This window comes from Brachybacterium huguangmaarense, from assembly GCF_025725725.1.
Lineage (GTDB): Bacteria > Actinomycetota > Actinomycetes > Actinomycetales > Dermabacteraceae > Brachybacterium > Brachybacterium huguangmaarense.
On the sequence record NZ_CP107020.1, the window covers coordinates 415,312 to 440,682 of the forward strand.

Consider the following 25,371-nt stretch of genomic DNA (forward strand, 5'->3'; position numbering starts at 1 on the left):
GCATCGTTCGATGCACCCGCCGATCACCGGTCCATGCCCCGCGGCGCGGTCACAAGGTGCGGAGCTGGTCCTCGAGGGAGGCGGTGGGGTGGCCGATGAGCGCCTCGAGCTGCTCGCCCGAGGCGTCGAGCAGCCCGTGGCGGCTGTCGGCGGCGAGGGCGACGACGAACGACGCGGTGCCCTCGTCGAGGCCGGCCTCGAGCAGGGCCTGCTTCTCCTGGTCGTCGGTGAGCGCGCGGTACTCGACGTCGCTGCCGAGCACGCGGGAGGCGGCGGTCGCGAACTCCTCGAAGGTCCAGGCGTAGGAGCCGGCCAGCTCATAGATCCTGCCGGCGTGGCCGTCCGTGGTGAGCACGACCGCGGCGGCCTCGGCGTAGTCGGCGCGCGGGGCGCTCGCGATCCTCGCCCCGCCCGCCGCGTTGGCGATCACGCCGCGCTCGCGTGCGCTCGCGAAGTCCCCCACGTAGTTCTCGGTGTACCAGCCGTTGCGCAGGATCGTGGTCGTCAGCCCCGACTCGGCGAGGAGCGCCTCGGTCGCCTTGTGCTCGGGAGCGAGCACATGGGCCGTGTCCTGCGCGTCGAGCAGCGAGGTGTAGACGATCCGCTCGACGCCGGCCTCGCGGGCGGCGTCGATCACGGCGCGATGCTGGGGCAGGCGCCGGCCCGGCTCGCTCGCCGAGATGAGCAGCACGGTGTCGGCCCCCTCGACCGCGGTCCGTACGGTGGGCGGGTCGTCGAGATCGGCGCGAGCGGTCGCGAAGCCCTCGGCGGCGAGCTCGGACAGGCGCTCGGTGTTGCGGCCGACGGCGCGCACCTCGGTCGGCGCGACCCCGTGCGCCCGCAGGGAGGTCAGGACATGGCGGCCGAGCTGGCCGGTGGCTCCGAAGACGACGATGGTCATGGCAGGACTCCTCAGAGGTCGTGGTGTGCGGCGGCGCCCCTCGGAGCACCGCCCCAACTGTGTGAATATTGAACTACCGCGACCCCGGCAGATCTTCCGCTTCCCACGAACTGTGACGCAGCCCTCGCCGCCCGGCGGCGGCAGCGGGCCGTGCCCGCGGCGACGCCGCCCCCGTCAGCGGCGGATGCCGGCCAGGAAGTCCGCGATGCGGTCGACGGCGTCCTCGAGCATCTCGACGGGCGGGAGCGTCACCAGGCGGAAATGGTCCGGCGTCGGGAAGTTGAACCCGGTCCCGTGCGTGATCAGCAGGCGCTTGGTGCGCAGCAGGTCGTAGGCGAACTGCTCGTCGTTGTCGATCCTGTACATCTCGCGGTCCAGCCGCGGGAACATGTAGAGCGCCCCCTCGGCCTTCTCGACGGTGACGCCCGGGATCGCCATGAGGCCCTCGTAGGCCACGTCGCGCTGCTCGCGGAGGCGCCCGCCCGGCAGCACGAGGTCGTCGATGGTCTGGTAGCCGCCGAGGGCGGTCGCGACCACGTGCTGGGCGGGCACGTTCGGGCACAGGCGCATGTTCGAGAGCACGTCGAGGCCCTCGATGAAGCTCGCGGCGTCCTCCTTGGGCCCGTAGAGCGCCATCCACCCCGCACGGAAGCCCGCCACCCGGTACGCCTTGGACAGACCGTTGTAGGTGATGGTCAGCAGGTCGGGCGCGAGCGAGGCGATCGGCGTGTGCACGGCGTCGTCGTAGAGGATCTTGTCGTAGATCTCGTCGGCCAGGATCAGCAGGCCGTGCTTGCGCGCGACCTCGACGATCTCCCGCAGCACGTGCTCGGGATAGACCGCCCCGGTGGGGTTGTTGGGGTTGATGACGACGATCGCCTTGGTGCGCTCGGTGACCTTGTCGGCGATGTCCGACACGTCGGGCCACCAGTGCTGCTCCTCGTCGCAGCGGTAATGCACGGCCCGGCCGCCCGCGAGCGAGACGGACGCCGTCCACAGGGGGTAGTCGGGCGAGGGCACGAGCACCTCGTCGCCGTCGTCGACGAGCGCCTGGCACGTCATCTGGATCAGCTCGCTCACCCCGTTGCCGAGGTAGATGTCGTCGAGCTGCATGTCGGGCATGTTGCGGGTCTGGTAGTACTGCGCGACCGCGCGCCGCGCCGCCGGGATGCCCTTGGACTCGGAGTAGCCCTGGGCGGTGGGCAGCTGCTTGATCATGTCGACGAGGATCTCGTCGGGGGCCTCGAAGCCGAACGGCGCCGGGTTGCCGATGTTCAGCTTGATGATCTTGTGCCCCTCGGCCTCCATGCGGGCGGCCTCGGCGGGGACCGGTCCTCGGATCTCGTAGCAGACGTCGCGCAGCTTCGAGGACTGGGTGAGGATCATGAGGGGTCTCCTGCCGTGAGGTAAGCGGTCAGGGTATCGCTGCGGTCCTCCGCGGCGGATGCCCGTCCACGCCCTCGCGCTCCGCGGCAGGGCCCGGGCGAGACTGCGACAACTCCGGACATGGTCTTGACGCGGCGAGGGTCACCTATTATTTTCTGCTCAGAAGTAAACCTGATCGCCCGCCTGCCCCGCCTCGCGGCGCGGAGGCAACGATGCCCCGCACGCGGGCTCCATGCGTGCGAACCTCCTCCGCGAAACCCCACGTCGGATGTCCCGGGCCACGCCCCTCGACGCACGACCGACGGAAAGGACAACGATGTCTGCAGCGACAAGCGCCAGAGCCCGGGGCGACGTCCCGGGACCACGGCGCCACCGGGACGACACCAAGCTCGCCCTGCTCTTCATCCTCCCGGCGGGCATCGGCCTGCTGGTCTTCCTCATCTGGCCGCTCATCACCGGCATCTACTACTCGTTCACCGAGTACACGACGCTCACCCCGCCGAAGTGGATCGGCCTGGCCAACTACCGCGAGCTGATCGCCGACCCGGTCTTCTGGAAGAGCCTCCTGGTCACGCTCGAGTACGTGGTCATCAACATCGCGGTGCAGACCATCGTGGCCCTCGTGATCGCGGTGCTCATGCAGCGCCTGACCAAGTCCACCTGGCTGCGCTCCCTGGTGCTCACCCCGTACCTCGTCTCCAACGTGGTCGCGGCGATCGTGTTCCTGTGGATCCTCGACACCCAGGTCGGCATCGGCAACATCTTCCTGCAGTGGCTGGGCTTCGACCCGGTCTCCTTCTGGTCCTCCGAGACCTGGGTGATCCCGACGGTCGCCCTCGTCAACGTGTGGCGCCACGTCGGCTACACGGCGCTCCTGCTGTTCGCGGGCCTGCAGTCGATCCCCGAGTCGATGTACGAGGCGGGCCGCACCTCGGGTGCGGGCGAGATCCAGATGTTCCGCCACATCACCCTGCCCCTGCTGCGCCCGATCCTGGCGCTCGTGCTGATCATGACGATCATCGGCAGCTTCCAGGTGTTCGACACGATCTCCGTGACGACGCAGGGCGGCCCCGCGGACGCCTCCAAGGTGCTGCAGATGTACATCTACCAGAACGCCTTCGGCGAGTACGACTTCGGCTACGCCTCAGCCCTCTCGGTGGCGCTGCTGATCATCCTCATGACCGTCTCCTTCGTGCAGTACCGGCTGAGCAACGCCGGCGAGTCGGACCTGGACTGAGAGGAGGAGCCCGACATGACCACAGCATCAGCTCCCGTGAGCACCGCCCCGTCCTCGAGCACGACCGAGGACGCTCCGCGTCGTCACCGCAAGCCCTTCTCGTGGGGCCGCCTGGTGGCATGGATCGTGATGATCGTCTTCCTGTTCATCACCGTCTTCCCCTTCTACTGGATGCTGCGCACCGCGCTGTCCAGCAACAACGCCCTGGCCACCGACCCGTCGAGCCTCCTGCCCGTGGGCTGGAACCTGGGCGGCTTCGAGCGCGTCTTCGGCCTCCAGGACGTCGAGGAGGCGGTGTCCCAAGGTGGCTCCGGCGCCTCGATCAACTTCTGGCGCTACCTGCTCAACTCGGTGGTCGTGGCCACCACCATCACGATCGTGCAGACGTTCTCGTGCGCGATGGCCGCCTACGCCTTCTCCCGTCTGCGCTGGCGCGGACGCGAGGCCGTGTTCCTCGTGTTCCTGGGCGCGATGATGATCCCGACGATCTTCACGCTGCTCCCGAACTTCATCCTGATCAAGAACCTGCACCTGGTGGACACGCTGCTCGGGATCATGCTCCCGACGCTGCTCATCTCCCCGTTCGCGATCTTCTTCCTGCGGCAGTTCTTCAACAACATCTCCCGCGAGGTGGAGGAGGCCGCGATGATCGACGGCGCCGGGAAGGTGCGTGTGTTCTTCACGCTCATCATCCCGATGTCGACGGCCCCGATGTTCACCCTCGCGCTGCTGACGTACATGACGTCGTGGAACGAGTACTTCTGGTCGCTCATGGTCTCCTACACGGATTCCTCGCGCGTGCTCACCGTGGCCCTGGGGGTGTTCCGCGCGCAGTCGCCGGGCACGGGCCCCGACTGGTCGGGCCTGATGGCGGCGACCCTGGTCGCGGCCGCCCCCATGCTGATCCTCTTCGCCTTCTTCGCGAAGAAGATCGTCAACTCCATCGGCTTCTCCGGGATCAAGTGAGGTACCGACGATGAGAAACTCGACATCCCCCACCCCGTCCGCCGGGGCTCCCCGGCGGCTGTCCCGGCGCACCCTGCTGGGATCGTCCGCCGCGGCGGTCGGCGCGGCCGCGGCGGCCACCACGCTCAGCGCGTGCGGCGGCGGCTCGGCCAGCGGCAAGGTCCAGCTCGACTACTGGCTGTGGGACGCCAACCAGCTCCCGGCCTACGCGCAGGCGATCGACCTGTTCATGGAGCGCAACCCCGACATCGACGTGCGCATCACCCAGATGGGCTGGGACGACTACTGGACCAAGCTCACCGCGGGCTTCGTCGCGGAGGCCGGCCCGGACGTGTTCACCGACCATCTCGGCCGCTACCCCGAGTTCGTCAAGCTCCAGGTGATCTCGCCGCTCGACGACTTCGAGCCGATCGCCGAGATCCCGGACGACCAGTTCAAGGAGGGCCTGCAGGATCTCTGGACGGGCTCCGACGGCAAGAAGTACGGGGTCCCCAAGGACTACGACACGATAGCGATCTTCTACGACAAGGCGCTCCTGTCGGAGGCCGGCGTCGCCCCCGAGGATCTCGACGCCCTCGACTGGAACCCGCAGGACGGGGGCTCGTACGAGAAGATGCTCGCCCACCTCACGGTCGACAAGAACGGCAAGCGCGGCGACGAGGCGGGCTTCGACCCGAAGGCGATCAAGACCTACGGCATGGCCGCCGATCCGTCGATCGACTACGTCGGCCAGTCCTCGTGGTCCGGCTTCGCGTTCTCGACGGGGTGGACGTTCACCAACGAGCGCACGTGGGGCACCGCCTTCAACTACGACGACCCGAAGTTCCAGGAGACCGTCGACTGGTACTTCGGCCTCGTCGACAAGGGGTTCCTCGCGCCGTTCGGCACCTTCGGCGACTCGAGCCCCAAGCAGTCCCAGCTGCAGGCCCACTCGGCGGCGCTCGCCCTGGACGGCTCGTGGATGATCAGCACGTACCGCAACCTCGCGGACGTGGATCTGGGCATCACGTCGCTGCCGTCGGGCCCGATCGGCACGCCGATGTCGATGTTCAACGGCCTCGGCGACTCGATGTCCATCCAGTCCGAGCACAAGGAGGAGGCGGCGCGGCTGATCGCGTTCCTCGGCTCGAACGACTCCCAGGAGATCATCGGCGGCCGCACGGTCGTGTTCCCCGCCTCGGACGCGGGCACCGACGCCGCGGTCGCGGCGTACAAGAAGAAGGGCCTGGACGTCACGCCCTTCACCGACCGGGTGGACAAGGGCGAGACGGGACTGTATCCGCTCGTCGAGCACGCGGCCGAGATCTCCTCGATCATGCAGAGCGCCTTCGACCGCCTCTGGATGCGACAGATCCAGGCCTCGGACTTCACGTCCTTCAACGACAGGGTCAACGCCCTGTTCACGTGACGCCGAGCCCGCGCGGCTGGCCGGCGACGCCTCGAGGCGTCGCCGGCCCGCCGTCGTCCGACCACCCCTCGCCGCGCCGGGTAGATCCGGTGCGGCCTCCCTCGTCCGCACGGGCGCATCACCCCGCGCCCGCGCACCACCCCCGACCCTGAGATCCGGAGTCCCGATGTCCTCGACCCCCACCGCCCTCCCCCTCGTCCACCTGAGCACCGCCGGTGTCTCGATCGTGCTCGACGCGACCGACGGCCGCATCCCCGCCGTGCTCCACTGGGGGCGCGCCCTCGGGCCGCTCTCGGCCGGTGACGCCGCCGCGCTGTCGCTCCTGACCGTCCCGAGCGTGCCCACCAACGCGATGGACGACCCGCTGCGGGTGGGCCTCCTGCCCCAGCTCGGCGACGGCTGGCTCGGCACGCCCGGCCTGGTCGGCTCGCGCGAGGACGGCTCGGGCTTCGCACCGCGCCTGGCCGTGCGCTCCGTGACGGTCGAGGGCGAGTCCGTCACCGGGGACCCCGCCGCCGATGAGCTCGTCGAGGCGGGCGCGGCCAGGGTCGTCTTCGAGCTCGCCGACGAGGAGCTGGGCCTCGGCGCCCGCCTCGTGGTCGAGCTCCTGGCCTCGGGCATCGTGCGCGCCCGCGCCCACGTCACCAACACCGGTGCCGACGCGTACACGGTCGAGTCCCTGACCGTGGCGCTCCCGGTCCCCCTCGAGGCGGACGAGGTGCTCGACTTCGCGGGGCGCTGGGGCAAGGAGCGGACGCCGCAGCGCACTCGCCTGACGGTCGGCACGCATCTGCGCGAGAACCGCCGCGGGCGCACCGGCGCCGACTCCGCCTACCTCCTGCACGTCGGGCGCCCGGGCTTCGACTTCCGCGCGGGCGAGGTGTGGGCCGTGCACACGGCGTTCTCGGGCAACCACCGCCACCTCGCCGAGCGCTCCTCCCTCGGCGCCCAGATCCTCGGCGGCGGCGAGCTCCTGCTGCCGCACGAGGGGCGCCTCGCCGCGGGCGAGACCTACCAGGGCCCGTGGGTCTACGGCGCCTACTCCCCCGCCGGCCTCGACCCGATCGCCCAGGCCTTCCACCGCACCCTGCGCGCCCGACCCGGCCACGTCGACACCGCCCGCCCGGTCACGCTCAACGTGTGGGAGGCGGTCTACTTCGACCACGACCTCGCGCGTCTCACCGACCTCGCCGACATCGCGGCGCACCTCGGCGTCGAGCGCTACGTGCTCGACGACGGCTGGTTCGGCTCGCGCCGCGACGACTTCTCCGGCCTCGGCGACTGGGAGGTCTCCCCCGACGTCTGGCCGCACGGCCTGACCCCGCTCGTCGACCACGTGACGGGCCTGGGCATGCAGTTCGGGCTGTGGTTCGAGCCCGAGATGGTCAGCGCCGACTCCGACGTGGCCCGCGCGCACCCCGAGTGGATCATGGCCCCGTCCGCCGATCGTCTCCCCCGCGAGTCCCGCCACCAGCAGGTGCTCAACCTGTCGATCCCCGAGGCGTGGCAGCACGTGCACGACCAGATGCACGCGATCCTGTCCGCGTACGACATCGCGTACATCAAGTGGGACCACAACCGCGACCTGATCGAGTCCGCGACGCGGGCCACGGGCGCCGCCGCGACCCACGCCCAGACCCTCGCCACCTACCGGCTCATGGACACGCTCAAGGCGGAGCACCCGGGTCTCGAGATCGAGTCGTGCGCCTCGGGCGGCGCCCGGGTGGACCTCGAGGTGCTCGACCACAGCGACCGTGTGTGGGTCTCGGACTGCATCGACCCCCTCGAGCGCCAGCAGATGAACCGGTGGACCGCGCAGCTCATCCCGCTCGAGCTGATGGGCAGCCACATCGCCTCGGGGCGCTCGCACACGACGACGCGGCTGCACTCCCTCGCCTTCCGTGCGGCGACCGCGCTGTTCGGCCACCTCGGCATCGAGTGGGACCTGACCCAGGCGAGCGAGACGGAGCTGACGGAGCTGTCCCGGTGGATCGCGCTCTATAAGGAGCAGCGGGAGCTGCTGTTCACGGGCGACCTCGTGCGCGACGGGGAAGTCGACGACGCGCTGTGGCTGACCGGGGTGGTCGCGGGCGATCGCTCGCGGGCGCTGTACGAGGTCGCGTGCGTGACGTCGTCGGATCTCGCCGTCGTCGGGCGGATCCGCTTCCCCGGTCTCGATCCCGAGCGGCGCTACCGGATCGAGCCCGTCGTCATCGGGGACCCGGCCCGCGTCCACGAGTCCCCCGCGTGGTCGGCCGGCGAGGCGATCACCCGCGGGATCGAGGCCTCCGGGGCGATCCTGACGCAGGTGGGGTTCGCCGCACCCCAGATGTCGCCCGAGTCCTCCCGGGTCTACGCGCTCACCGCCATCGACCGCTGACGGCCGGAGGCGAGGGCTCGGGGTTCGGGGAGAGTGCTCGGGCTCGGGGCTAGGGGTCAGGGTTCGAGGTTCGAGGTTCGGGCTCGGGGCTCAGGGCTCAGGGCTCAGGGCTCAGGCTCTGGGTTCGAGGTTCGAGGTTCGAGTTCGAGGTTCGAGGTTCGAGGTTCGAGGTTCGAGGTTCGAGGAGAGTGTTCAGAGCGGGGCTCGAGGGCTCCAAGGAGAGGACGCAGGAGGGTGCCGTGGGCAGGGAGCTGGGCCCCGAGGCCCGGCAGGACGCCGACGGCGAGCGCCGGGGCCGGGGCCGGGGCAGGGCGCCCGGCAGGATGTTGACGGTGAGCGGCGGGGTCCGGCCCCGGCAGGACACCGGCCACCGCGCACTCCGATGCGGCCCACAGCTCGTCTCCCCGTTCCAGCCCTCGGTCACCCCGCCACTTCTGCGTTCTGGCTGCCTGGCGCCTGCGATGGCGGCCAGAACGCAGACCTCGATGCGGGAGGGCGGCCCTTACGCAGAACTCGATGCAGGAGGGCGCCAGGCACACGGGATCCAGGGCGGATGGCGGCTTCGCGCGAAGTTCCCGTGCCGGATGGGAGCGCGACCCGGGCGCGAGCGTCCTACGGGAGAGGGCAAGCCAGGCGCGAGGTGCGAGGCGGCCCCCTCCGCGCGGCCCCCGCCGCGGCCCCTCGACGGTCAGGCTTCGTCGAGGCGCGCGCTTACGTCGGTAACCTGCCCCATTCCGACGTGAACGTGCCCCTCGATGCGCGACAGCGACGTCACCGTGACAGTGGCCGCGAGAGCAACCTCCCCGCACGCAGCCAGCAGCTCCACCCCGATCATCGACACGCGGCTGCACTCCCGACCCCTGACGTTGCCGCGACCCCCTGCTCATGCTCAGAGACTCGCTGCCGACACGACATCGAGGCGCACGTTCGCGTCGGTAACCTGCCTCGTTCCGACGTGAACGTGCCTGTCGATGCGCGATAGCGACGTCACCGTGACAGTCGCCGCGAGAGCACGGCGGGCGCGCGCATGAGTGGACGGCCGATCCTGATCGTCGGCGACGCGAACGGAGGGTTCGCCGTGCCACGGCGACCGCCACGCAGAGCTCGTCGCGACAGCTGCCCCGGGGGCGTCATGTGGCTGTGCCCCGCACCGCCGACACTGCTGCGACCCCACGGCTCATGTTCTGAGGCCCGGGGCAGGCACGACATCGACCAGCACGTTCGCGTCGCCATCGCGTCGCTGGACGCCTTCGTCAGCCGTCGCCGCGGATGAAGGAGCGGATCGCGATGGCGGCCGCTCCGCGCGCCCACTCGTCGAAGTCGACGGACAGCTTGCGCAGCGGCAGATCACGCTGCTCGTCGGGGAGCAGCGCGCGCAGCGTCTCCTCGAAACCGGACCCGGGCACGGCGAGCAGCGGCGCATCCTCGCCACCGACGATGACGGCCCCTGGATCGGCCACCGCCACGAGCGTGGCGATGGCGACCGCGACGGCGCTCGCGGTGTCCCGCACGACCTCGAGCGCCCTCTGATCACCCGTCCGGGCGATCGCGAGGAGCTCCGGGATCCCGTCGCGCGGCCCGAGCACTCCGCACCGGCGTGCACGAGCGAGCACCTGCTCCGTCTGCGCGGCCTCGCCGAGCGTCGTGGGGGCCCCGTCGGCGAAGCGCGTGGGCAGCACCTCGGTCACCCCGGCGCGATGCCCGATGCCGGTCATGACCTGCCCCTCGTGGATGGTGCCGACCGCCACACCGGCGCCGATGGTCACGGCCCCGAGCGTGCGCACGCTGCGCCCCAGGCCGAACCAGGCGATGCCCAGCAGGAGCGCCGCGATGTCGTTGGCCACGGTCACGGGCACCTCGAGCGCATCCTCGAGCACGCTGCCGAGGTCCACGGGCTCCGACCAGCCCAGAAGACGGGAGCGCAGCGCCCGGCGGCCGTCCGGGACCACCGCACCCAGGCTCACCCCCACGCCGGCGACCCGCGGATGCGCACGCAGCAGGGCGCCGGCGAGGTCCAGGATGGCCGCGATCACGACGTCCGGGTCGGAGGTCGCGAGCGTCTCCGACAGGTCCTCGTGGACCACCCCGCGCACGGTCGTGACGGCCGCGTAGACGCTGTCGGCCGTGACCTTCACCCCGATGAACCGGGCATGGTCCTCGTCGACGTCGAGCGGCTCCTGCGGGCGCCCCTTGGGCTGCGGCACCGGCGCCAGCTCGCGCAGGAGGGAGTCGTCGAGCAGGGCCCGCGTCACGCGCGTGAGGGTGGGCCCCGACAGCTCCAGACGCGCCGCGAGCTCGGTCCGCGGGCGCGGCCCGAAACGCACGATGTCCTCGTACACCGCGCGCGCGGTGTCCGTGGCCGGGCCGACGACCGCCGTCCCCCGTGTGTCTGGGCGCATCGGCTCAGAGTAGCGGCACGATCGGGCAGGGCCCGGGGCCCTTCGGCGCGGCAGGCATCGGTCGTCCACATCTCCGTGGCGCGCCCGGCGGCAGCGGGGCGCCCGCCGCTAGGGTGAATCCCATGGACACCGCCGCCCCTGCCAGCGCCGATCGCACCCTCTACACGGCCTACGAGCTGGACTTCATGCTGTCCCTGCGCCCGTCGGCCGCGGGCGACATGACGCGGGAGCAGCTGGGGCTGCAGGGAGCGCCCGACGAGGCGGCCGAGTACGTGACCGCGGCCGTGACGTCCGGGCTGCAGGCCCGCGGCAAGGTGGACCACGCCCCCGACGGCCACTGGGCGCTCGGCGAGGAGGCGCAGGTGATCGGCACCGCCCTGACCGCGGCCGACCGCTGGCTCGGATTCGCCCTCGCCGAGGGCCGGGCGATGCGCATGGCGTTCGTCGTCAAGGCCGGAGCCGCGGTGCTGATGCTGGTCCAGGACGAGCTGGACACGTTCGCGGTCTCGGCCATCGACGACCCTCAGGACGTGCCGCGCTCGGTCGCGACCATCGCCCGCTCGTTCCTGTCCGACGGCCCGGGGCGCACCGTCTCGCTGCGGCGCACCGACGCGCTCGATCCCGCGCGGACCGCCGCGGCGATGCTGCACGTCGAGGACGACGGCGCCTGGCAGGTGGGCCACGAGCCCGTCACCGACGAGGGCGTGCTCACCGTGTCCCCGCTCAGGCCCGACCGGATCGAGACCGTGATCGACCGGCTGTGGAGCGAGGGCGTGAGCACGGGCGAGCCCGCCGCGCTCACCGAGGGCTGAGCCCCGCGTCCCGTCGGGCCGCTGTCGGTCGAGCCGGCTGTCAGCCGGGCCGCTGTCCATGGGGCGGCTGTCAGCCGGGCCGCTGTCAGTGCAGCCGGGCCGCTGTCAGCCGGCCCGCTGCACGCGCGGCTCGGCCGCGTACCACTCGTCGAAGCGCGCGATCGCCGCGGAGGTCTGCTCGTCCACGGGCGTGATGGGCGTGAAGCGCACGCCGGGCGCGCCGTCGAGCCACATCGCCCCGAAGCGCAGCCGCAGCAGGCCGGCCTGCGGGTGCCGGAACTCCCGGGTCCAGCGATCGGTGCGCTGCACGTCGCCGGCCGCCCAGATCCGCCGGAAGTCCGGCGACTCGCGCTCGAGCCGCGCGATGAGGTCGTGCCAGGTCGGGTCGTCGAGGTGGGAGGGCAGGTGGGAGCGGAAGCGCCGCACCACGCTCAGCCGCAGCGCCTCGAGCTCGGAGCCGTACGCCTCCTCCCACGCCGGGTCGAGGAAGACGTTGATCAGGCAGTTGACGCGCGAGCCCTGCGTCGCGTCGGCGATGAGGAAGCGATAGGAGCGGTTGTAGGCGAGCACGTCGAAGCGCGCCGTCTGGAAGCAGGCCGGCAGCGGCAGCAGGCGGTCGAGCAGCTCGAGGTGGTCCTCCGTGATCATCGTGCAGCGGCTCACCGTCGCCGGCGGCGTGACGCCCGCCAGGGTGAACAGGTGCATCGACTCGTCGGGCGTCATGCGCAGCGTCTCCGCGATCGAGCTCAGCACGGACTGCGAGGGGTTGATGTCGCGGCCCTGCTCGAGCCACGTGTACCAGGTGACCCCGACGCCTGCCGCCTGGGCCACCTCCTCGCGGCGCAGACCGGGGGTGCGCCGCCGGCCGCCCGCGGGCAGCTGGAGGTCCTCCGGCCGCAGCCGGTCCCGACGCGTGCGCAGGAAGGTGCCGAGCTCGCGGCGGCGGGTCACGGACGACATCCTCGTATCCTCCACCCCCGTGCAGGACGGCGCACGCTCTGCCCCTGGTGGCACGGATACCAGGATCATCACGGTCTGGTCCCTGGATGACATCACGTCTTGGCTGGGTCCATGACCCCGCATGCCCCCGGCGACCTCGCCTGCCCTCCTCCCACCCCGGCGCCCCACGCGACCACCGTGCCGAGCGCCGCCCCGTCCCAGCCGGCGAGTGCCGCGCCCGGCGGCCGCACCGACGGCGTCCGTCTGCGCCCCTGGGGCGTCGTCGCCCTGCTCATCGGCATGTTCTCCTCGACGTACGTCTTCTCCTCGATGAACGTGGCCCTGCCGGACATCGGCGCCGATCTGGGCGCCGACGCCGGCCAGCTCAAGCTCGTGATGGGCGCCTATGCGACCGCGCTCGCAGTGTGCGTGGTCCCCGCCGGCCGCCTCGGCGACCGCCATGGCCGGCGTCGGCTGATCATCGCGGGCCTCACGGCCACCCTCGTGCTCGCGGTCGTGGCGGGCCTGGCCACCGACGCGTGGACGCTCGTCGTCCTGCGCACCCTGCTCGGCGTGAGCGTCGCCCTGTATCTCCCGCAACTGCTGAGCGTGATCCAGGTGTGCACGACGGGCCCGGCCCGGGCCCGTCTCGTCTCCGCCTACGCCGCCGCGGGCGGCCTGGGCACCGCCGCCGGCCAGGTGATCGGCGGCGCCCTCCTCCGGGCCGACCTGTTCGGGGCCGGCTGGCGCTCCCTGCTCTGGCTGCTGGCCCTGCTCGCCGCCGTCGCGCTCACCGGCGCGATCACGCTCCCGGGATCGCGCGGCGCCGACTCCGGGCGCGGCGACGGGGCCGGGGTGTCGGTCCTCGCCCTCGCGATCGCGAGCCTGCTCGTGCCCGCGAGCCTCGGCCCGACGTCCGGATGGCCGCTGTGGACGATCCTCGCGCTGGTCGCCGCGCCCCTCCTGCTCGTGGGGTTCTGGCAGGTCGAGCGACGCATCGAGCGAGCACGAGGGCTTCCGCTGGTGCCGCCGGCGGTGCTGCGCGAGCCCGCCGTCTGCAAGGGGCTGGCCGTGGCAGGGCTCTTCTTCGCGGGCTTCTCGGCGTTCATGTACGAGTACGCCCTCGTCAGCCAGGGGGCGTGGCACGAGACCGCATGGGCGTCGGGACTGTCCCTGCTGCCGTTCTCGCTCGCCTTCGTCGTGGGGTCCCTCGCGGTGGGCCGTGGCCGCGACGCCCTGGGCTCGAACGCCCGCGTGATGATGGCGGGCACCCTCGCGCAGATCGCCGCCCTCGGCGCGGTCGCGGCGATCCTCACGCTCTCGCCGCACGAGCCCTCCGGGTGGCTGCTCCAGCCCGTCCTGCTCGTGCTCGGCTGGGCCCAGGCATGGGTGTACGGGCCGCTGCTCGGCACCGTGATGGACGGCGTGCCCGCACGGGTCGCCGGCCTGACCGGAGGCCTGTTCTCGATGGCCCAGCAGACCGCGCTCGGCCTCGGGGTCGCCCTCTACGGCGCCGTCCTGACCGGCCTGCAGAGCGCCGGCGCGACGCAGCAGACCGCCATGGCCGGGAGCATCGCCCTGAACGTCGTGAGCGCGCTCGGCGTGCTGGCGCTCGTGCGCTCCCTCGACGGCGGCCTGCGGGCGCCTCGGCGGCCCCGCGTACAGTGATGAAGATGTCCACCCCGCGTTTCCGCCGCCCTGCCTCCCTGTCCCTCGCCGACCAGGATCTGCTGCCCGGAGAGCCCGATCCCGCGACCTCGACCGACCTCGCGCACCGCAGCGCCGAGGCGCTCGTGGCCCAGGTCCGGCAGAGCGCCGACGACGAGGTCGTGCGCCGGGTCGTGGCCCTCGCACAGACCGAGGGGCTCGACGATCTCGCGGCGCTGTGGTCGACCTCCCCCGCGGGCACCCTGCCCGGCGCGCTCTGGCGCCTCTACGTGCTGCACGCATGGGTCCAGCGGGACCCGGAGGACGTCGTGCGCCGCTACCGCGAGGGCTCCCGCACCGTGCCGGGGCTGCGCTACCTGGCCGGGCTCTCGGAGCCCCCGGACGTGCCCTCGGTGCGTCGCACCCTCGACCAGATCCTGCGCGGCGCCTTCACGGGAGACCTCGCGATGGCGCTCGGACGGGCCGCCGCCGTGCTCATGCTCGTCTCCTACGGCACCGCCCACCTGGCCGACGCCGAGCCCGATCCGCGGCGGCAGGGCGAGCTGACCGGCGAGGCCGGCCGTCTGCTGTCCACGGGTGAGGAGCTCGCCGTGGCCGCACGCCTCGAAGAGGCCGGAGACCTCTCCTGACCTGGCACGACGCCCGTCTGCGCGACGGATCACAGCGCTCGGGACGACAGCGCCCGTCGTCGTGTCCTACAGTGGACGGAGCGTCGGGCCGCGGTTGCCCCGGGCTCCACTCATCGCCGCTTCGAGCGGCCTTCGCGCCGACAGGCGCATCCCGGTCCGGCGCGCCTCCCTCCTCCGCCCGGTCGAACCCCTGGAGTGTCGGCGTGCGACTGTTCCCGCGACGGTATGAGAAGCCGCTGTTCGACCTCTTCGGCGACATCGCCCAGCTCCTCGAGAGCGGCGCCGAGTCCCTGGCCCGCACGCTGGGCGAGGACCCCGAGGAGCGGGCCCGCACGGCCACCCAGCTGCACGAGCAGTCCGCCGACGCCGTCGCGCTGTCCCGTCGTATCGCCAACCGTCTCGCGGCGGCCCTCATCACACCCTTCGAGGCCGAGGTCCTGCACGCCCTCGCGCTCGGCATGAGTGACGCGCTCGACGCGATGGAGCGGGCCGCCGACCTGACCGTGCGCTTCGAGCTCGGCTCGGTCCCCCATCCGCTGCTCGAGACCGCCGAGCTGATCGCGCGGGCCGCCGAGATCACGGTCGAGGCCACGTGGCATCTGAGCGACACCGACGAACTCCGCGAGTTCTCCGCCGCGATGCGGCGCCTGGACACGCATGCCGAGCGTCTGCTGCGCGGCGTGCTCACCGACCTGTACGCGAGCACCGAGTCGGCCGGGACGATGCTGCGCACGCGCGAGGTCGCCTTCGAGCTGCGCCGGGTGCTCGAGAAGTTCGAGCAGGTCGCGCGCACCGCGGACCTGCTGCGCATCAAGGACTCGTGAGCGTGCCCGACACCGGCCTCGTGGCCCTCGCGGGCCTGGCGATCGTGCTGGCCTACGTCAACGGCCTCCACGATGCGTCGAACGCGGTGTCGACGTCGATCGCGACCCGGACGCTCTCGGAGCGGGCGGCGCTCGCGATGGCGGCGGTGCTCAACCTGCTGGGCGCGCTCCTCGGGATCGGCCTGCTGGCCTGGACGGTGCCCGTCGCGCTCGGCCTGCTCGGGGTGAGCACGGAGGGTGCGGGCCCCGCCTCGCCCGTGCGGGTCGTGCTCGGCGCCGCCGTCGTCGCGACGATCGTGTGGGACCTCGTCACGTGGTGGCGGGGCATGCCGTCCTCGACCTGGCACGCCATGTACGGCGCGACCGCCGGTGCGGCGCTCGTGCTCGGGCTCCCGGTGCCGTGGGCCGGCGAGGTGGTGCTCGTGGTCGCCTCGATCATCGTCTCGCCGCTGCTGGGCGGCGTGATCGCCTTCGCCCTGGTGGTCGTGCTGGGGCGCCTCACCTCCCGCTGGGGTCTGCGCACCCGCCATCTGCGGGTCGCGCAGACGGTCTCGGCGGGCGCGGTCGCGGCGGGTCACGGCCTGCACGACTCGCGCCTGCCGATGGCCGTGCTCGCGGTCGCGGTCGCGACCGGTTCGCCGCATCCGAGCACGGCGTGGTGGTACGTGCTCGCGGTCGCGGTCGCCGTCGCCCTCGCCGCCGGCACCTTCGCTGGCGGGCACCGGATCATCCGCACGCTCGCGACGCGCCTGACCGACCTGTCGACCGCCCAGGGTCTGGCCGCCGAGACCGCGGCCGCCGCCGTCCTGTACGCGACGACGATCGGCGTGGGCGCCCCGATCTCGACCTCCCACACGGTCACGGCCGGGATCGTGTCCTCGGGCATGGCGGTCAACCATCGGGCGGTGCGCTGGCCCGTCGCCGGCCGCATCGTGGTGACGTGGGTGCTGACGCCGTGCGTCGCCGGGCTCCTCGGGGCCCTCGGCGCGCTCGTGCTCGGCGCCCTCTGACCGGCGCAGGGACGGGGTCTCGGCCGCCGTCCAGCGGCCCTCGCTATCCTGGCCGCGCTCCGACCGGCGGGGGATCCGGCTGCCCTGCCCGCCCGATCCGCCGTCCGGCGCCCGCCCCCACGTCCTGCTCCCCAGGAGGCTTCGTGTCCGACGACCGCTCCGGCTCCTCGCGCCCCCGGCCCAGCTACGGGCTGCCCGGGCCCAGCTCCACGCCGTCGGCACCGGGCTCCTCGCGTCCCGTCTACGGGCTGCCCGGCCAGACGCCGTCGGCCCCTGCGCCGGACGGCTGGGAGCACGGGGCGCAGGCCCCTCCCGTCCACCCCGCCGGACCGTCCACGACGGGCTCCGACCCCTGGTCGGGTCCCGCCCCCGCGGGCGTGGCGGGCCTCGGGGAGCCCGGGTCGCCGTCGAGTCCTCCCCCGTGGGGTGCTGCGCCGACCGGGCCCACCCCCATGCCCTCCCGTGGGCGCCGGGGACTCGTCCAGCTGCTGGTGGGCATCGCGTGCTTCCTGCTGGGCGGGATCGCCCTCGTCGTCGGCGTCGTCATGGCCTTCGGCTCGGTCGTGGGCGCCGTGACCGACGGCCCGCAGGCCTTCGGCGGGCCGAGCGGGAGCATCGACGCCGCGGGCGGCCACATGTACCTGGTCCTCGTCCCGGAGGCGCAGGCCGACGCCGCGACGTGCACCGCGGACGCGACCGACGACTCCGTCGTCGACGTCACGCCCGCCTCCGGCACCGTCGACTTCGCCGACGGCTCGGGCACCTACCGGCAGATGCTCGGCGTCTGGGCCCATGAGGACACGACCATCACGATCACGTGCGAGGGCGCCGACGCGTCGTACGTCGGCCCGGTCTCGCCGACCCGGCTGCTCCTGCCCCTCGCGATCGGCGTGATCGGCGGCCTCCTGCTGGGTGTGCTCGGCCTGATCCTCGTGATCGTCGGGATCGTGCGGCTGCGCCGGAGCTCGCGCATGCGCTGACCGTCCGGCGCCCATCTCACGGCGACGACCGTGCTCGCTCGGCGGCGCGCGCCCGCCGTAGAGTGGGGCCACGTTCACCGTCGATCCGAGGAGAAGCTCGCATGCACCCCCGCGCCGGTCAGAAGGCCCTCCCGGAGGACCTCATCGATGTCGAGGCCGTCCTCGACGCCTACTACGACAAGCACCCCGACGCCTCGAACCCCGACCAGGCCGTCTCCTTCGGCACGTCGGGCCATCGAGGATCGTCCCTCGACACCGCGTTCAACGAAGACCACATCGCCGCGACGACGCAGGCGATCGTCGAGTACCGCACCGCCCAGGGCATCAGCGGGCCGCTGTTCATCGGCCGCGACACCCACGCCCTGTCCCGTCCCGCCTTCGACACCGCGCTCGAGGTGCTGATCGGCAACGGCGCCGAGGTGCTCGTCGACTCCCGCGACTCGTACACGCCCACCCCGGCGGTCTCGCACGCGATCCTCAAGTACAACCGCGGCAAGGCCCTCGACGACCCGTCGCGCTCCGACGGCATCGTCGTGACGCCCAGCCACAACCCGCCGCGCGACGGCGGCTTCAAGTACAACCCGCCCAACGGCGGGCCGGCCGACACCGATGCGACATCGTGGATCGCCGATCGCGCCAACGAGCTGCTGCTCGCGGGGCTCGAGGGCGTCCAGCGCACGGAGCGGTCCGCGGCGCTCGCGGCGGCGGGCCGCTACGACTTCTGCCACGAGTACGTGAGCGACCTGCCCAACGTCGTCGACGTCGACGCGATCCGGCGCGCGGGCGTGAAGATCGGGGCCGACCCGCTGGGCGGCGCCGCCGTGGACTACTGGGCCGAGATCGCCGAGATGCACGATCTCGACCTCACCGTCGTGAACCCCGAGGTGGACCCGCGCTGGTCGTTCATGACCCTGGACCGCGACGGCAAGATCCGCATGGACTGCTCGAGCCCGTGGGCGATGGCCTCGCTGCTCGAGGTCAAGGACCAGTACGACATCGCGACGGGCAACGACGCGGACTCCGACCGCCACGGCATCGTGACGCCCGACGCGGGGCTCATGAACCCCAACCACTACCTCGCCGTGGCCATCGAGTACCTGTTCACGCACCGCCCGACCTGGCCCGGCGACGCCAAGGTCGGCAAGACCTGCGTCTCCTCGAGCCTGATCGACCGCGTGGTCGCCTCCATCGGCCGCGAGCTGTGGGAGGTGCCGGTCGGCTTCAAGTGGTTCGTGCCGGGGCTCGTGGACTCCTCCGTCGGCTTCGGCGGCGAGGAGAGCGCGGGAGCGTCGTTCCTGCGCATGGACGGCACCGTGTGGACCACCGACAAGGACGGCATCATCATGGCGCTCCTGGCCTCGGAAATCCTCGCGGTCACGGGGAAGACCCCCTCGCAGCTGCACGAGGAGCAGGTGGAGCGGTTCGGGGCGAGCAGCTACGACCGCATCGACGCGCCCGCGAACCGCGAGCAGAAGGCGCGGCTCAAGAACCTGTCCGCCGAGGAGGTCAGCGCGACCGAGCTGGCCGGCGAGACCATCACGGCGAAGATGACGAACGCGCCCAGCGGGGCTCCGATCGGCGGCCTCAAGGTGACCACGGAGTCGGCCTGGTTCGCGGCGCGACCCTCGGGCACCGAGGACGTCTACAAGATCTACGCCGAGTCGTTCCGCGGCGAGGAGCATCTGCGCGAGGTCCAGGAGGCCGCCAAGCAGGTCGTGGACGGCGCCCTCGGCAGCTGATCCGCCCGCTCGTGGCGGTCGGAGCCGCATCGTCGACGTCCCGCTCGTCCTCGCGAGCGGGACGTCACGTCCCGGGCGGCCCACCCGCGCCCCGCCCGAGCGCGGGGGGGGGGGGGGGGGGTGCTTCGGGCGCCCTCAGGGCACCGCAGCACGGGCGTGTGCCCGCGCGCGGACCGACCTGTGCCTGCGCGCGGACCGACGTGTGAACGTGTGCGGACCGGCGTGTGCCTGCGTGCGGACCGTGTCCGCGCCGCCACGGTCCGCACGTGGGCACGGGCGCACGGGCGCTACCCGGCGTGCCGCCTACCCCCTGCCGACCTCCCCCGGCCCGGAACGTGAGGCACATCACAGTGTCGCGCGTGGCGTCGTCCACATCCCCTTGCGCTCCAGGGCGATCGCCGGGACGCTGGTCTGGAAAGGTCAAGAGATGGCAAGGTAGGCTTCAAGCCGCGTAATTCGAGACCGCCGTCGTCCAGACTGGATGGCGATCCCGCCTTCACTTGGCCCTGCGCAGTTGGGGGACTGCGCCCACCTACGAGGAAGGAGAATGCATGCGACGCCCGTTGACCGCTGTCACCGCTGCCGCGACCGCATCACTCGCCGGCCTCGTCCTCGCCGCCTCTCCCGTCGCCTTCGCCGACGGCGAGGAGGGCCACGACGCCACGTCCACCAGCGACGCCCAGACGTCGTCGAGCGAGACCACCGCCGACGGTTCGTCCTCCGGGGCGACGGACACCTCCTCGAGCACCACCACCGGGACGACGGAGTCCTCGACGTCCACGCGCACGCCTGTCGAACGACGGCACTGCTCGCACCACCCACGGCACCGCCACTGCCCCTCGCCGAGCACGACGACGCCGGTCGAGGAGAGCTCCTCCCCCGCCGCCACCGAGACGACGACGAGCGAGGCGCCCACCACGGAGGCGCCGACGGAGACGTCGGCCCCGGCGACGCCCACCGAGCCCTCCACGGCGACCGACCCGCCCGTCGAGACGACGAGCTCCGCACCGCCGGTCGAGCCGTCCTCATCTGCGCCCTCGCAGGGCTCGACCTCGACCGCCGGCACCCCGAGCACCACCGACTCCGGGTCGGAGACGCCGACCGAGTCGACGAGCTCGGCCCCGCCGACCGAGTCCACGGGCTCGACCCCGCCCACGGAGTCCAGCAGCTCCGCGCCGCCCACGGAGTCCAGCAGCTCCGCGCCGCCCACCGAGCCGAGCGAGACGACGTCGCCGAGCAGCACGGGCACGCCGTCGGACTCCCCCACGGAGACCTCGTCCGCGACGCCCACGGAGCGTCCGACGACCTCGAGCCCCAGCACCACCTCGAGCCCCAGCACCACCTCGAGTCCCAGCACCACCTCGAGCGCGCCGAGGACCTCGTCGCCCTCGACGACGAGCGCCGCCCCGCCCGCGACGCAGAGCGCCGCGCCTACGGCGGCGAATCCGCCCCAGACGCCTCAGGACTCCCCGTCAGCCGTGACCGACCGGTCCACCGCGTCGATCGACAGCTCGAGCTCGGCGGGCGCGATGTCGGTGACCACCACCCCGCCCTCCGAGGGCGGCGGCGTGTTCCACGATCTCCTGTCAGCCTTCACCCGCAACGACGGCACGACCTTCGGCGTGCTGCGCCAGATCCTCATGATCACCTTCGGCATCGGGTTCCTCACCGCGGCCGGGTTCGTGACCGCCACCTGGCGCAGCAGGGTCCGCACGGGTCGCGCCGAGGCGCGGTCGCGGCACGGTCGCCGTCGTCGCAGCGGCATCAGCCACCTGTTCCGCTCCTGAGCCGGGGCCACGCCCCTGAGCCGGCCGGGCACCTGCCCTGAGGCGAGGGGATGTCGTGCCGCGAGGCCGATCGGACACACCCCCACCGCATGCATCGGGCCCTGCGCGCCGACCTCGCGCAGCCCCGCGCGGCGATCTCGCTCAGCACCGCGCGCTGACCCCGCGCATCATCCCGAGTCCGCCTCAGCCGCGCCGGTCGCTCCGCCTCCGCTCCGCGCGGCGGCCTCGCGCAGACGCCCGCGGATGTACAGCACGAGGCTCGGCACCGAGCGCTCCATGTGCAGCACCATGCGGTCGAACGCCTTCTGGCCGGAGTACCACGGGTCCTTGACCGCGAGCTCCTCCTCGCGCGCCGTCGTGGGCGCGACCGGGTCGAACTCGCGCCACAGGAAGACCTCGGGGCGTCGCGTGCCCTCGGGGATCTGGTCGACCTTGCGGCGCATGGTCTCCGCGTGCTCCGCCGTCATCGCGAGCACGAGGTCCCACTGGGACATCTCGGACTGATGGATGATGCGGGCGCAGTGCTCGAAGGGCTTCTCGTAGCCGGCGCGCTCGAGGGCCAGGATCGTGCGGTCGTCCATCGGGCTGCCCTCGGACTCCCAGCTGGTCCCGCCCGACTGCACCTCGACGCGGTCCGCGAGCCCGGCGATCCTCAGACCGCGCCGCAGCATGACGGCGGCCGCGGGCGATCGGCACACGTTGCCGGTGCACACGGTGAGGACGCGGAAGTCTGACACGTCACCATTGTCCCAGGCTCAGGGCGGTGCTGTGACACCCCCTGTCCGGAGGTTGCGCCGCAGGTCCCCCACCTCTCGACGATGGTTGCGTTGTGCAGCGGGGGCTCTGCTATGGCAAGGTGGGGTCTGGAGGCGATGGGGTCTTCCCGCACCGATCGTGGCGGCCCGGTCCTCCAGGACCGCGACTCGCACCACACACAGAAAGGGCACGCCATGACCGATATCTTCCAGGCACAGGACGAGCACTGGTCTCTCGTGCGCGAGATCCGTCTGCGGTCGCTGAGCACCGATCCCCGGGCCTTCGGGCAGACGTGGGAGAAGGAGTCGACCTACGACGAGTCCCAGTGGCGTGCCCGCGTGCAGGAAGCGGCATGGTTCCTCGCGACCGACGACGGCACGCCGGTGGCCGTCGTGGCGAGCCGCCACGAGGAGGACTCCCCTGCCAACGAGCGCGAGCTCCAGGCCATGTGGGTCAGCCCCGCCCATCGCAAGTCCGGCATCGCCCAGCAGCTCGCGGAGGCCGTGTTCGCATGGGCGCAGCAGGACGGCGCCGACACCGTGACGCTGTACGTCGGCCCCACCAACCAGCCGGCCCGCAAGCTCTACGACGCCCTCGGCTTCACCGACACGGGCGATCGCTGGCAGGTCGACGACGACGATCCGGACGCCGCCTGGACCAAGATGGCCCGGTCCGTCTGAGCGGCTCCGCCGCCCGCGTCCGCCGGCCCCGCTCCGCCATGCCTCCCGTGCCCTCGCCGGACGGACCGACGACGCCATGAGGTGCGCGATCGCCTCGGCGGGCGCCGGCTACGGCGACCGCCCGCACTGGGCGGCCCGCACCGAGGACGTCAAGAATCGCGTCGTGGGCCGCGCCCTGCGCATCCTCGGGTGGGACGCGCGCCTGCAGCCCTACACGGGCTACGGGACCCCGCGGCGCATCCGGGTCCTCGCCAAGGTGCTCTATGCCGCGCCGCGCACGCCCGCGGACTTCCACGACCAGCCTGTGCACGACATGCGCACGATGGCCGTGCGCGGCTTCCGCTCCTTCGCCTCCCAGTGCGCGCCGTTCCAGCGTGTGCGCGTGGTGGCCGGGGACCAGGGCTTCACCGTGCGTGCCGACCGCTCCGGGATCGTCGACGCCATGCTCGAGGTGTCCCTGCCGCCCGGGACCCACGAGGTGGTGCTGTCGACCCACCCGGGCAACGAGGTGACCGCCGAGGTCATCGTCTTCGACCCCGACCAGCCCCTCGGCGTCGTCAGCGACATCGACGACACCGTGATGGTGACCTGGCTGCCGCGCCCCCTGCTCGCCTTCTGGAACGCCTTCGTGATCCAGCAGTCCTCCCGCAAGGTCGTGCCCGGCATGCCGCTGCTCTACCAGGAGTTCGCTCGCGCCCATCCGCACGTGCCGTTCGTGTACCTGTCCACGGGCGCGTGGAACGTCTTCCCGGTGCTGCGGCGCTTCCTGTTCAAGAACGGCTACCCCGACGGCCCGATGCTGCTGACGGACTGGGGGCCCACCAACACGGGCCTGTTCCGCTCGGGCATGCAGCACAAGCTGCGTTCGCTCGAGCTGCTGCGCCGCACCTTCCCCGAGATGAGGTGGCTGCTCGTGGGCGATGACGGCCAGCACGATCCGGAGATCTACGGACGCTTCTGCGCCGCCCATCCGGATCGCGTCGCCGCCGTCGCGATCCGCCAGCTCACGGGCGCCGAGCAGGTGCTCTCCCACGGCACCCGGCGCGCCGCCGGGCACGAGGTCGCGCCCGCCTCGGCCGCGGACGCCTCGGACGCACCCGACATCCCGTGGGTCGAGGGGCCCGACGGGCATCGCCTGCTGCTCGCGCTGCGCGGGATCGGGATGCTGTGAACGAGGGTGCCCGGATCCGGGAGGCGACGCCTGCCGACGCGGCTTCGATGGTCGAGGTCATCGAGGCCGCCTACCGCGGCGACGGGGGCTGGACCACCGAGTCGCACCTGGTCGCCGGTGCCCGCACCTCCGTCGCCGACGTCGAGCAGTACATCGCCGACACCGAGCATGTCGTGCTCGTGGCGGAGGCCCCGGCGTCCTCCGACGACCACGCGGCGGCGAGCGCCGGGACGCCTGCACGCGCCGCCCGGATCATCGGCTGCTGCTACGTGCGTCTGCCCCAGGGCGACGACCTCGCGGAGTTCGGCCTGTTCGCGGTCGACCCCCGCATCCAGGGCGGCGGCATCGGCTCGCGCCTGCTCGAGGCCGCCGAGACCCGCGTGCGTGCGGCCGGGGCCGAGCAGCTCATGATCCAGGTGCTGCAGACGCGGCCGGAGCTGCGCGCGTGGTACGAGCGCCGCCGCTTCGTGCCCACGGGCACCGTGCTGCCGTTCCCCGGCGTCGGCCTGCGCGTCGAGGGGCTCGGCATGGACGAGCTCGTCAAACGCCTGGCCTGAGCGCGCCGGGCCCGGGCGGCCCTGTCGACGGCGCCCGGCCCCGACGTGACGGCGACTACCCTGGGGCCATGAGCATCGAGCCCTACACGCCCGCCGAGGACCGCTACGACAAGGCCGAGTTCCGGCGCGTGGGACGGTCGGGGCTGGTGCTGCCGCCGATCTCGCTCGGCTTCTGGCAGAACTTCGGCGACGAGCGCGACCTGGCCGACCTGCGCGCGATCGTGCGGCGGGCGTTCGACCTGGGAGTGACCCACTTCGACCTCGCCAACAACTACGGGCCGCCTCCCGGGAGCGCGGAGGCGAACCTCGGCACGATTCTGCGGGCGGACCTCTCCGCCCACCGCGACGAGCTGATCATCTCCTCCAAGGCCGGCTACACCATGTGGCCGGGCCCGTACGGCGACCACGGCTCGCGCAAGTATCTGCTGGCCTCCCTGGACCAGTCGCTCGAGCGGCTCGGACTCGACTACGTCGACATCTTCTACCACCACCGCGAGGACCCGGAGACGCCGCTCGAGGAGACCATGGGCGCGCTCGCCCAGGCGGTCCGCTCGGGCCGCGCCCTGTACGCGGGCATCTCGAACTACTCCCCCGAGCGGACACGCGAGGCCGCCCGGATCCTCGCCGACCTCGGCACCCCGCTGCTGATCCATCAGCCCTCGTACTCCCTGTTCAACCGGCACGTCGAGGCCGGCCTGCTCGAGGTGCTCGAGGACATCGGCGCCGGCGCGGCGGTGTTCTCGCCGCTCCAGCAGGGACTGCTGACCGACCGCTACCTCGACGGCGTCCCGACGGGCTCGCGCGCCACGCAGGGGCGGTTCCTCACGGTCGACCAGGCCACCGACGAGACCTACCTCGAGCGGGCGCGCGGCCTGAACGCGATCGCCCAGGAGCGCGGACAGACGCTCGCCCAGATGGCGCTCGCGTGGGTGCTCCGGCACGACACCGTGACCACGGCGCTCGTGGGGGCCTCGAGCGTCGCCCAGCTCGAGGCGAACATCGCGGGCCGGGAGAACCTCGAGTTCGGCGACGACGAGCTCACCGCGATCGACGAGCTCGCGATCGACGGCACCGGCCGGTAGCCGCGGGCCCCGCCGGGTCCTGGCCCGGGCTCGGCGGGCTCGGTGGGTGCGTCGCGGTGG

General features: G+C 72.4%; 22 protein-coding genes. 16 read left to right on the plus strand and 6 right to left on the minus strand.

The annotated features are described in order from the left end of the window. Positions 1 to 49 precede the first annotated feature (49 nt). Positions 50 to 901 carry an SDR family oxidoreductase gene (locus BRM3_RS01945; RefSeq protein ID WP_263594431.1) on the minus strand — a complete coding sequence of 284 codons (852 nt, stop codon included), beginning with the start codon at positions 899 to 901 and terminating at the stop codon, positions 50 to 52. 174 nt (positions 902 to 1,075) lie between these two features. Next, positions 1,076 to 2,287 carry a pyridoxal phosphate-dependent aminotransferase gene (locus tag BRM3_RS01950; protein ID WP_263594432.1) on the minus strand — a complete coding sequence of 404 codons (1,212 nt, stop codon included), beginning with the start codon at positions 2,285 to 2,287 and terminating at the stop codon, positions 1,076 to 1,078. 316 nt (positions 2,288 to 2,603) lie between these two features. On the opposite strand from BRM3_RS01950, the gene BRM3_RS01955 reads away from it, so the two are divergent. From BRM3_RS01955 to BRM3_RS01970, 4 genes are all read left to right on the plus strand, one after another. Beyond that, complete coding sequence (locus BRM3_RS01955) at positions 2,604 to 3,524, plus strand: carbohydrate ABC transporter permease (protein WP_263594433.1); 921 nt, start codon at positions 2,604 to 2,606, stop codon at positions 3,522 to 3,524. Positions 3,525 to 3,539: 15 nt separating this feature from the next. Beyond that, positions 3,540 to 4,490: a carbohydrate ABC transporter permease gene (locus BRM3_RS01960; protein ID WP_263594434.1), complete on the plus strand. Its 951-nt coding sequence runs from the start codon at positions 3,540 to 3,542 to the stop codon at positions 4,488 to 4,490. A gap of 10 nt (positions 4,491 to 4,500) precedes the next feature. Then, a complete protein-coding gene (locus BRM3_RS01965) occupies positions 4,501 to 5,898 on the plus strand; it encodes an ABC transporter substrate-binding protein (protein ID WP_263594435.1) in 1,398 nt (465 codons plus the stop codon). Between the two features lie 166 nt (positions 5,899 to 6,064). Continuing rightward, positions 6,065 to 8,278, plus strand: coding sequence for an alpha-galactosidase (locus BRM3_RS01970; protein ID WP_263594436.1), 2,214 nt, complete (start codon positions 6,065 to 6,067; stop codon positions 8,276 to 8,278). Positions 8,279 to 9,531: 1,253 nt separating this feature from the next. Here the strand turns inward: BRM3_RS01970 and BRM3_RS01975 are convergent. Then, the gene (locus BRM3_RS01975) at positions 9,532 to 10,677 is read right to left on the minus strand and encodes an ROK family protein (protein WP_263594437.1); all 1,146 of its coding nucleotides are present in this window, start codon (positions 10,675 to 10,677) and stop codon (positions 9,532 to 9,534) included. Positions 10,678 to 10,799: 122 nt separating this feature from the next. On the opposite strand from BRM3_RS01975, the gene BRM3_RS01980 reads away from it, so the two are divergent. After that, positions 10,800 to 11,489, plus strand: a complete 690-nt coding sequence (locus tag BRM3_RS01980) for a hypothetical protein (protein ID WP_263594438.1) — start codon at positions 10,800 to 10,802, stop codon at positions 11,487 to 11,489. A gap of 105 nt (positions 11,490 to 11,594) precedes the next feature. Here BRM3_RS01980 and BRM3_RS01985 read toward each other — a convergent pair whose 3' ends face one another. After that, positions 11,595 to 12,449: a helix-turn-helix transcriptional regulator gene (locus BRM3_RS01985; protein ID WP_263594439.1), complete on the minus strand. Its 855-nt coding sequence runs from the start codon at positions 12,447 to 12,449 to the stop codon at positions 11,595 to 11,597. A 111-nt stretch (positions 12,450 to 12,560) separates the two neighbouring features. On the opposite strand from BRM3_RS01985, the gene BRM3_RS01990 reads away from it, so the two are divergent. The 6 genes from BRM3_RS01990 to pgm all read left to right on the plus strand — a co-directional run bounded on the left by BRM3_RS01990 (position 12,561) and on the right by pgm (position 19,278). Beyond that, positions 12,561 to 14,096, plus strand: coding sequence for an MFS transporter (locus tag BRM3_RS01990; protein WP_263594440.1), 1,536 nt, complete (start codon positions 12,561 to 12,563; stop codon positions 14,094 to 14,096). Positions 14,097 to 14,101: 5 nt separating this feature from the next. Then, positions 14,102 to 14,725, plus strand: a complete 624-nt coding sequence (locus BRM3_RS01995; RefSeq protein ID WP_318152429.1) for a hypothetical protein — start codon at positions 14,102 to 14,104, stop codon at positions 14,723 to 14,725. A gap of 203 nt (positions 14,726 to 14,928) precedes the next feature. Continuing rightward, positions 14,929 to 15,549: a DUF47 domain-containing protein gene (locus BRM3_RS02000; protein WP_263594442.1), complete on the plus strand. Its 621-nt coding sequence runs from the start codon at positions 14,929 to 14,931 to the stop codon at positions 15,547 to 15,549. Further along, the gene (locus BRM3_RS02005) at positions 15,546 to 16,559 is read left to right on the plus strand and encodes an inorganic phosphate transporter (RefSeq protein WP_263594443.1); all 1,014 of its coding nucleotides are present in this window, start codon (positions 15,546 to 15,548) and stop codon (positions 16,557 to 16,559) included. Before BRM3_RS02000 ends, BRM3_RS02005 begins: the two co-directional genes overlap by 4 nt. 143 nt (positions 16,560 to 16,702) lie before the next feature. Next, the gene (locus BRM3_RS02010) at positions 16,703 to 17,539 is read left to right on the plus strand and encodes a hypothetical protein (protein WP_263594444.1); all 837 of its coding nucleotides are present in this window, start codon (positions 16,703 to 16,705) and stop codon (positions 17,537 to 17,539) included. A 101-nt stretch (positions 17,540 to 17,640) separates the two neighbouring features. Continuing rightward, positions 17,641 to 19,278 (plus strand): phosphoglucomutase (alpha-D-glucose-1,6-bisphosphate-dependent), encoded by a 1,638-nt coding sequence (pgm, locus tag BRM3_RS02015; protein WP_263594445.1) that lies wholly within the window; start codon positions 17,641 to 17,643, stop codon positions 19,276 to 19,278. A 532-nt stretch (positions 19,279 to 19,810) separates the two neighbouring features. On the opposite strand, the gene BRM3_RS02020 is transcribed toward pgm, so the two are convergent. Continuing rightward, positions 19,811 to 20,635: a hypothetical protein gene (locus BRM3_RS02020; RefSeq protein WP_263594446.1), complete on the minus strand. Its 825-nt coding sequence runs from the start codon at positions 20,633 to 20,635 to the stop codon at positions 19,811 to 19,813. Between the two features lie 121 nt (positions 20,636 to 20,756). On the opposite strand from BRM3_RS02020, the gene BRM3_RS02025 reads away from it, so the two are divergent. Further along, entirely contained in the window at positions 20,757 to 21,065 is a 309-nt protein-coding gene (locus tag BRM3_RS02025; protein WP_263594447.1) for a hypothetical protein, read from the plus strand. A gap of 167 nt (positions 21,066 to 21,232) precedes the next feature. On the opposite strand, the gene BRM3_RS02030 is transcribed toward BRM3_RS02025, so the two are convergent. Next, entirely contained in the window at positions 21,233 to 21,802 is a 570-nt protein-coding gene (locus tag BRM3_RS02030) for an arsenate reductase/protein-tyrosine-phosphatase family protein (RefSeq protein ID WP_263594448.1), read from the minus strand. Between the two features lie 213 nt (positions 21,803 to 22,015). Between BRM3_RS02030 and BRM3_RS02035 the strand changes: the two genes are divergently transcribed. The 4 genes from BRM3_RS02035 (at position 22,016) to BRM3_RS02050 (ending at position 25,311) form a co-directional block, all read left to right on the plus strand. Next, entirely contained in the window at positions 22,016 to 22,501 is a 486-nt protein-coding gene (locus BRM3_RS02035; protein WP_263594449.1) for a GNAT family N-acetyltransferase, read from the plus strand. 76 nt (positions 22,502 to 22,577) lie between these two features. Beyond that, positions 22,578 to 23,672 carry an App1 family protein gene (locus tag BRM3_RS02040; protein WP_263594450.1) on the plus strand — a complete coding sequence of 365 codons (1,095 nt, stop codon included), beginning with the start codon at positions 22,578 to 22,580 and terminating at the stop codon, positions 23,670 to 23,672. Continuing rightward, positions 23,669 to 24,229: a GNAT family N-acetyltransferase gene (locus tag BRM3_RS02045; protein WP_263594451.1), complete on the plus strand. Its 561-nt coding sequence runs from the start codon at positions 23,669 to 23,671 to the stop codon at positions 24,227 to 24,229. The genes BRM3_RS02040 and BRM3_RS02045 overlap by 4 nt, the downstream gene beginning before the upstream one ends. A gap of 68 nt (positions 24,230 to 24,297) precedes the next feature. Then, positions 24,298 to 25,311, plus strand: coding sequence for an aldo/keto reductase (locus BRM3_RS02050; protein ID WP_263594452.1), 1,014 nt, complete (start codon positions 24,298 to 24,300; stop codon positions 25,309 to 25,311). Positions 25,312 to 25,371 lie beyond the last annotated feature (60 nt).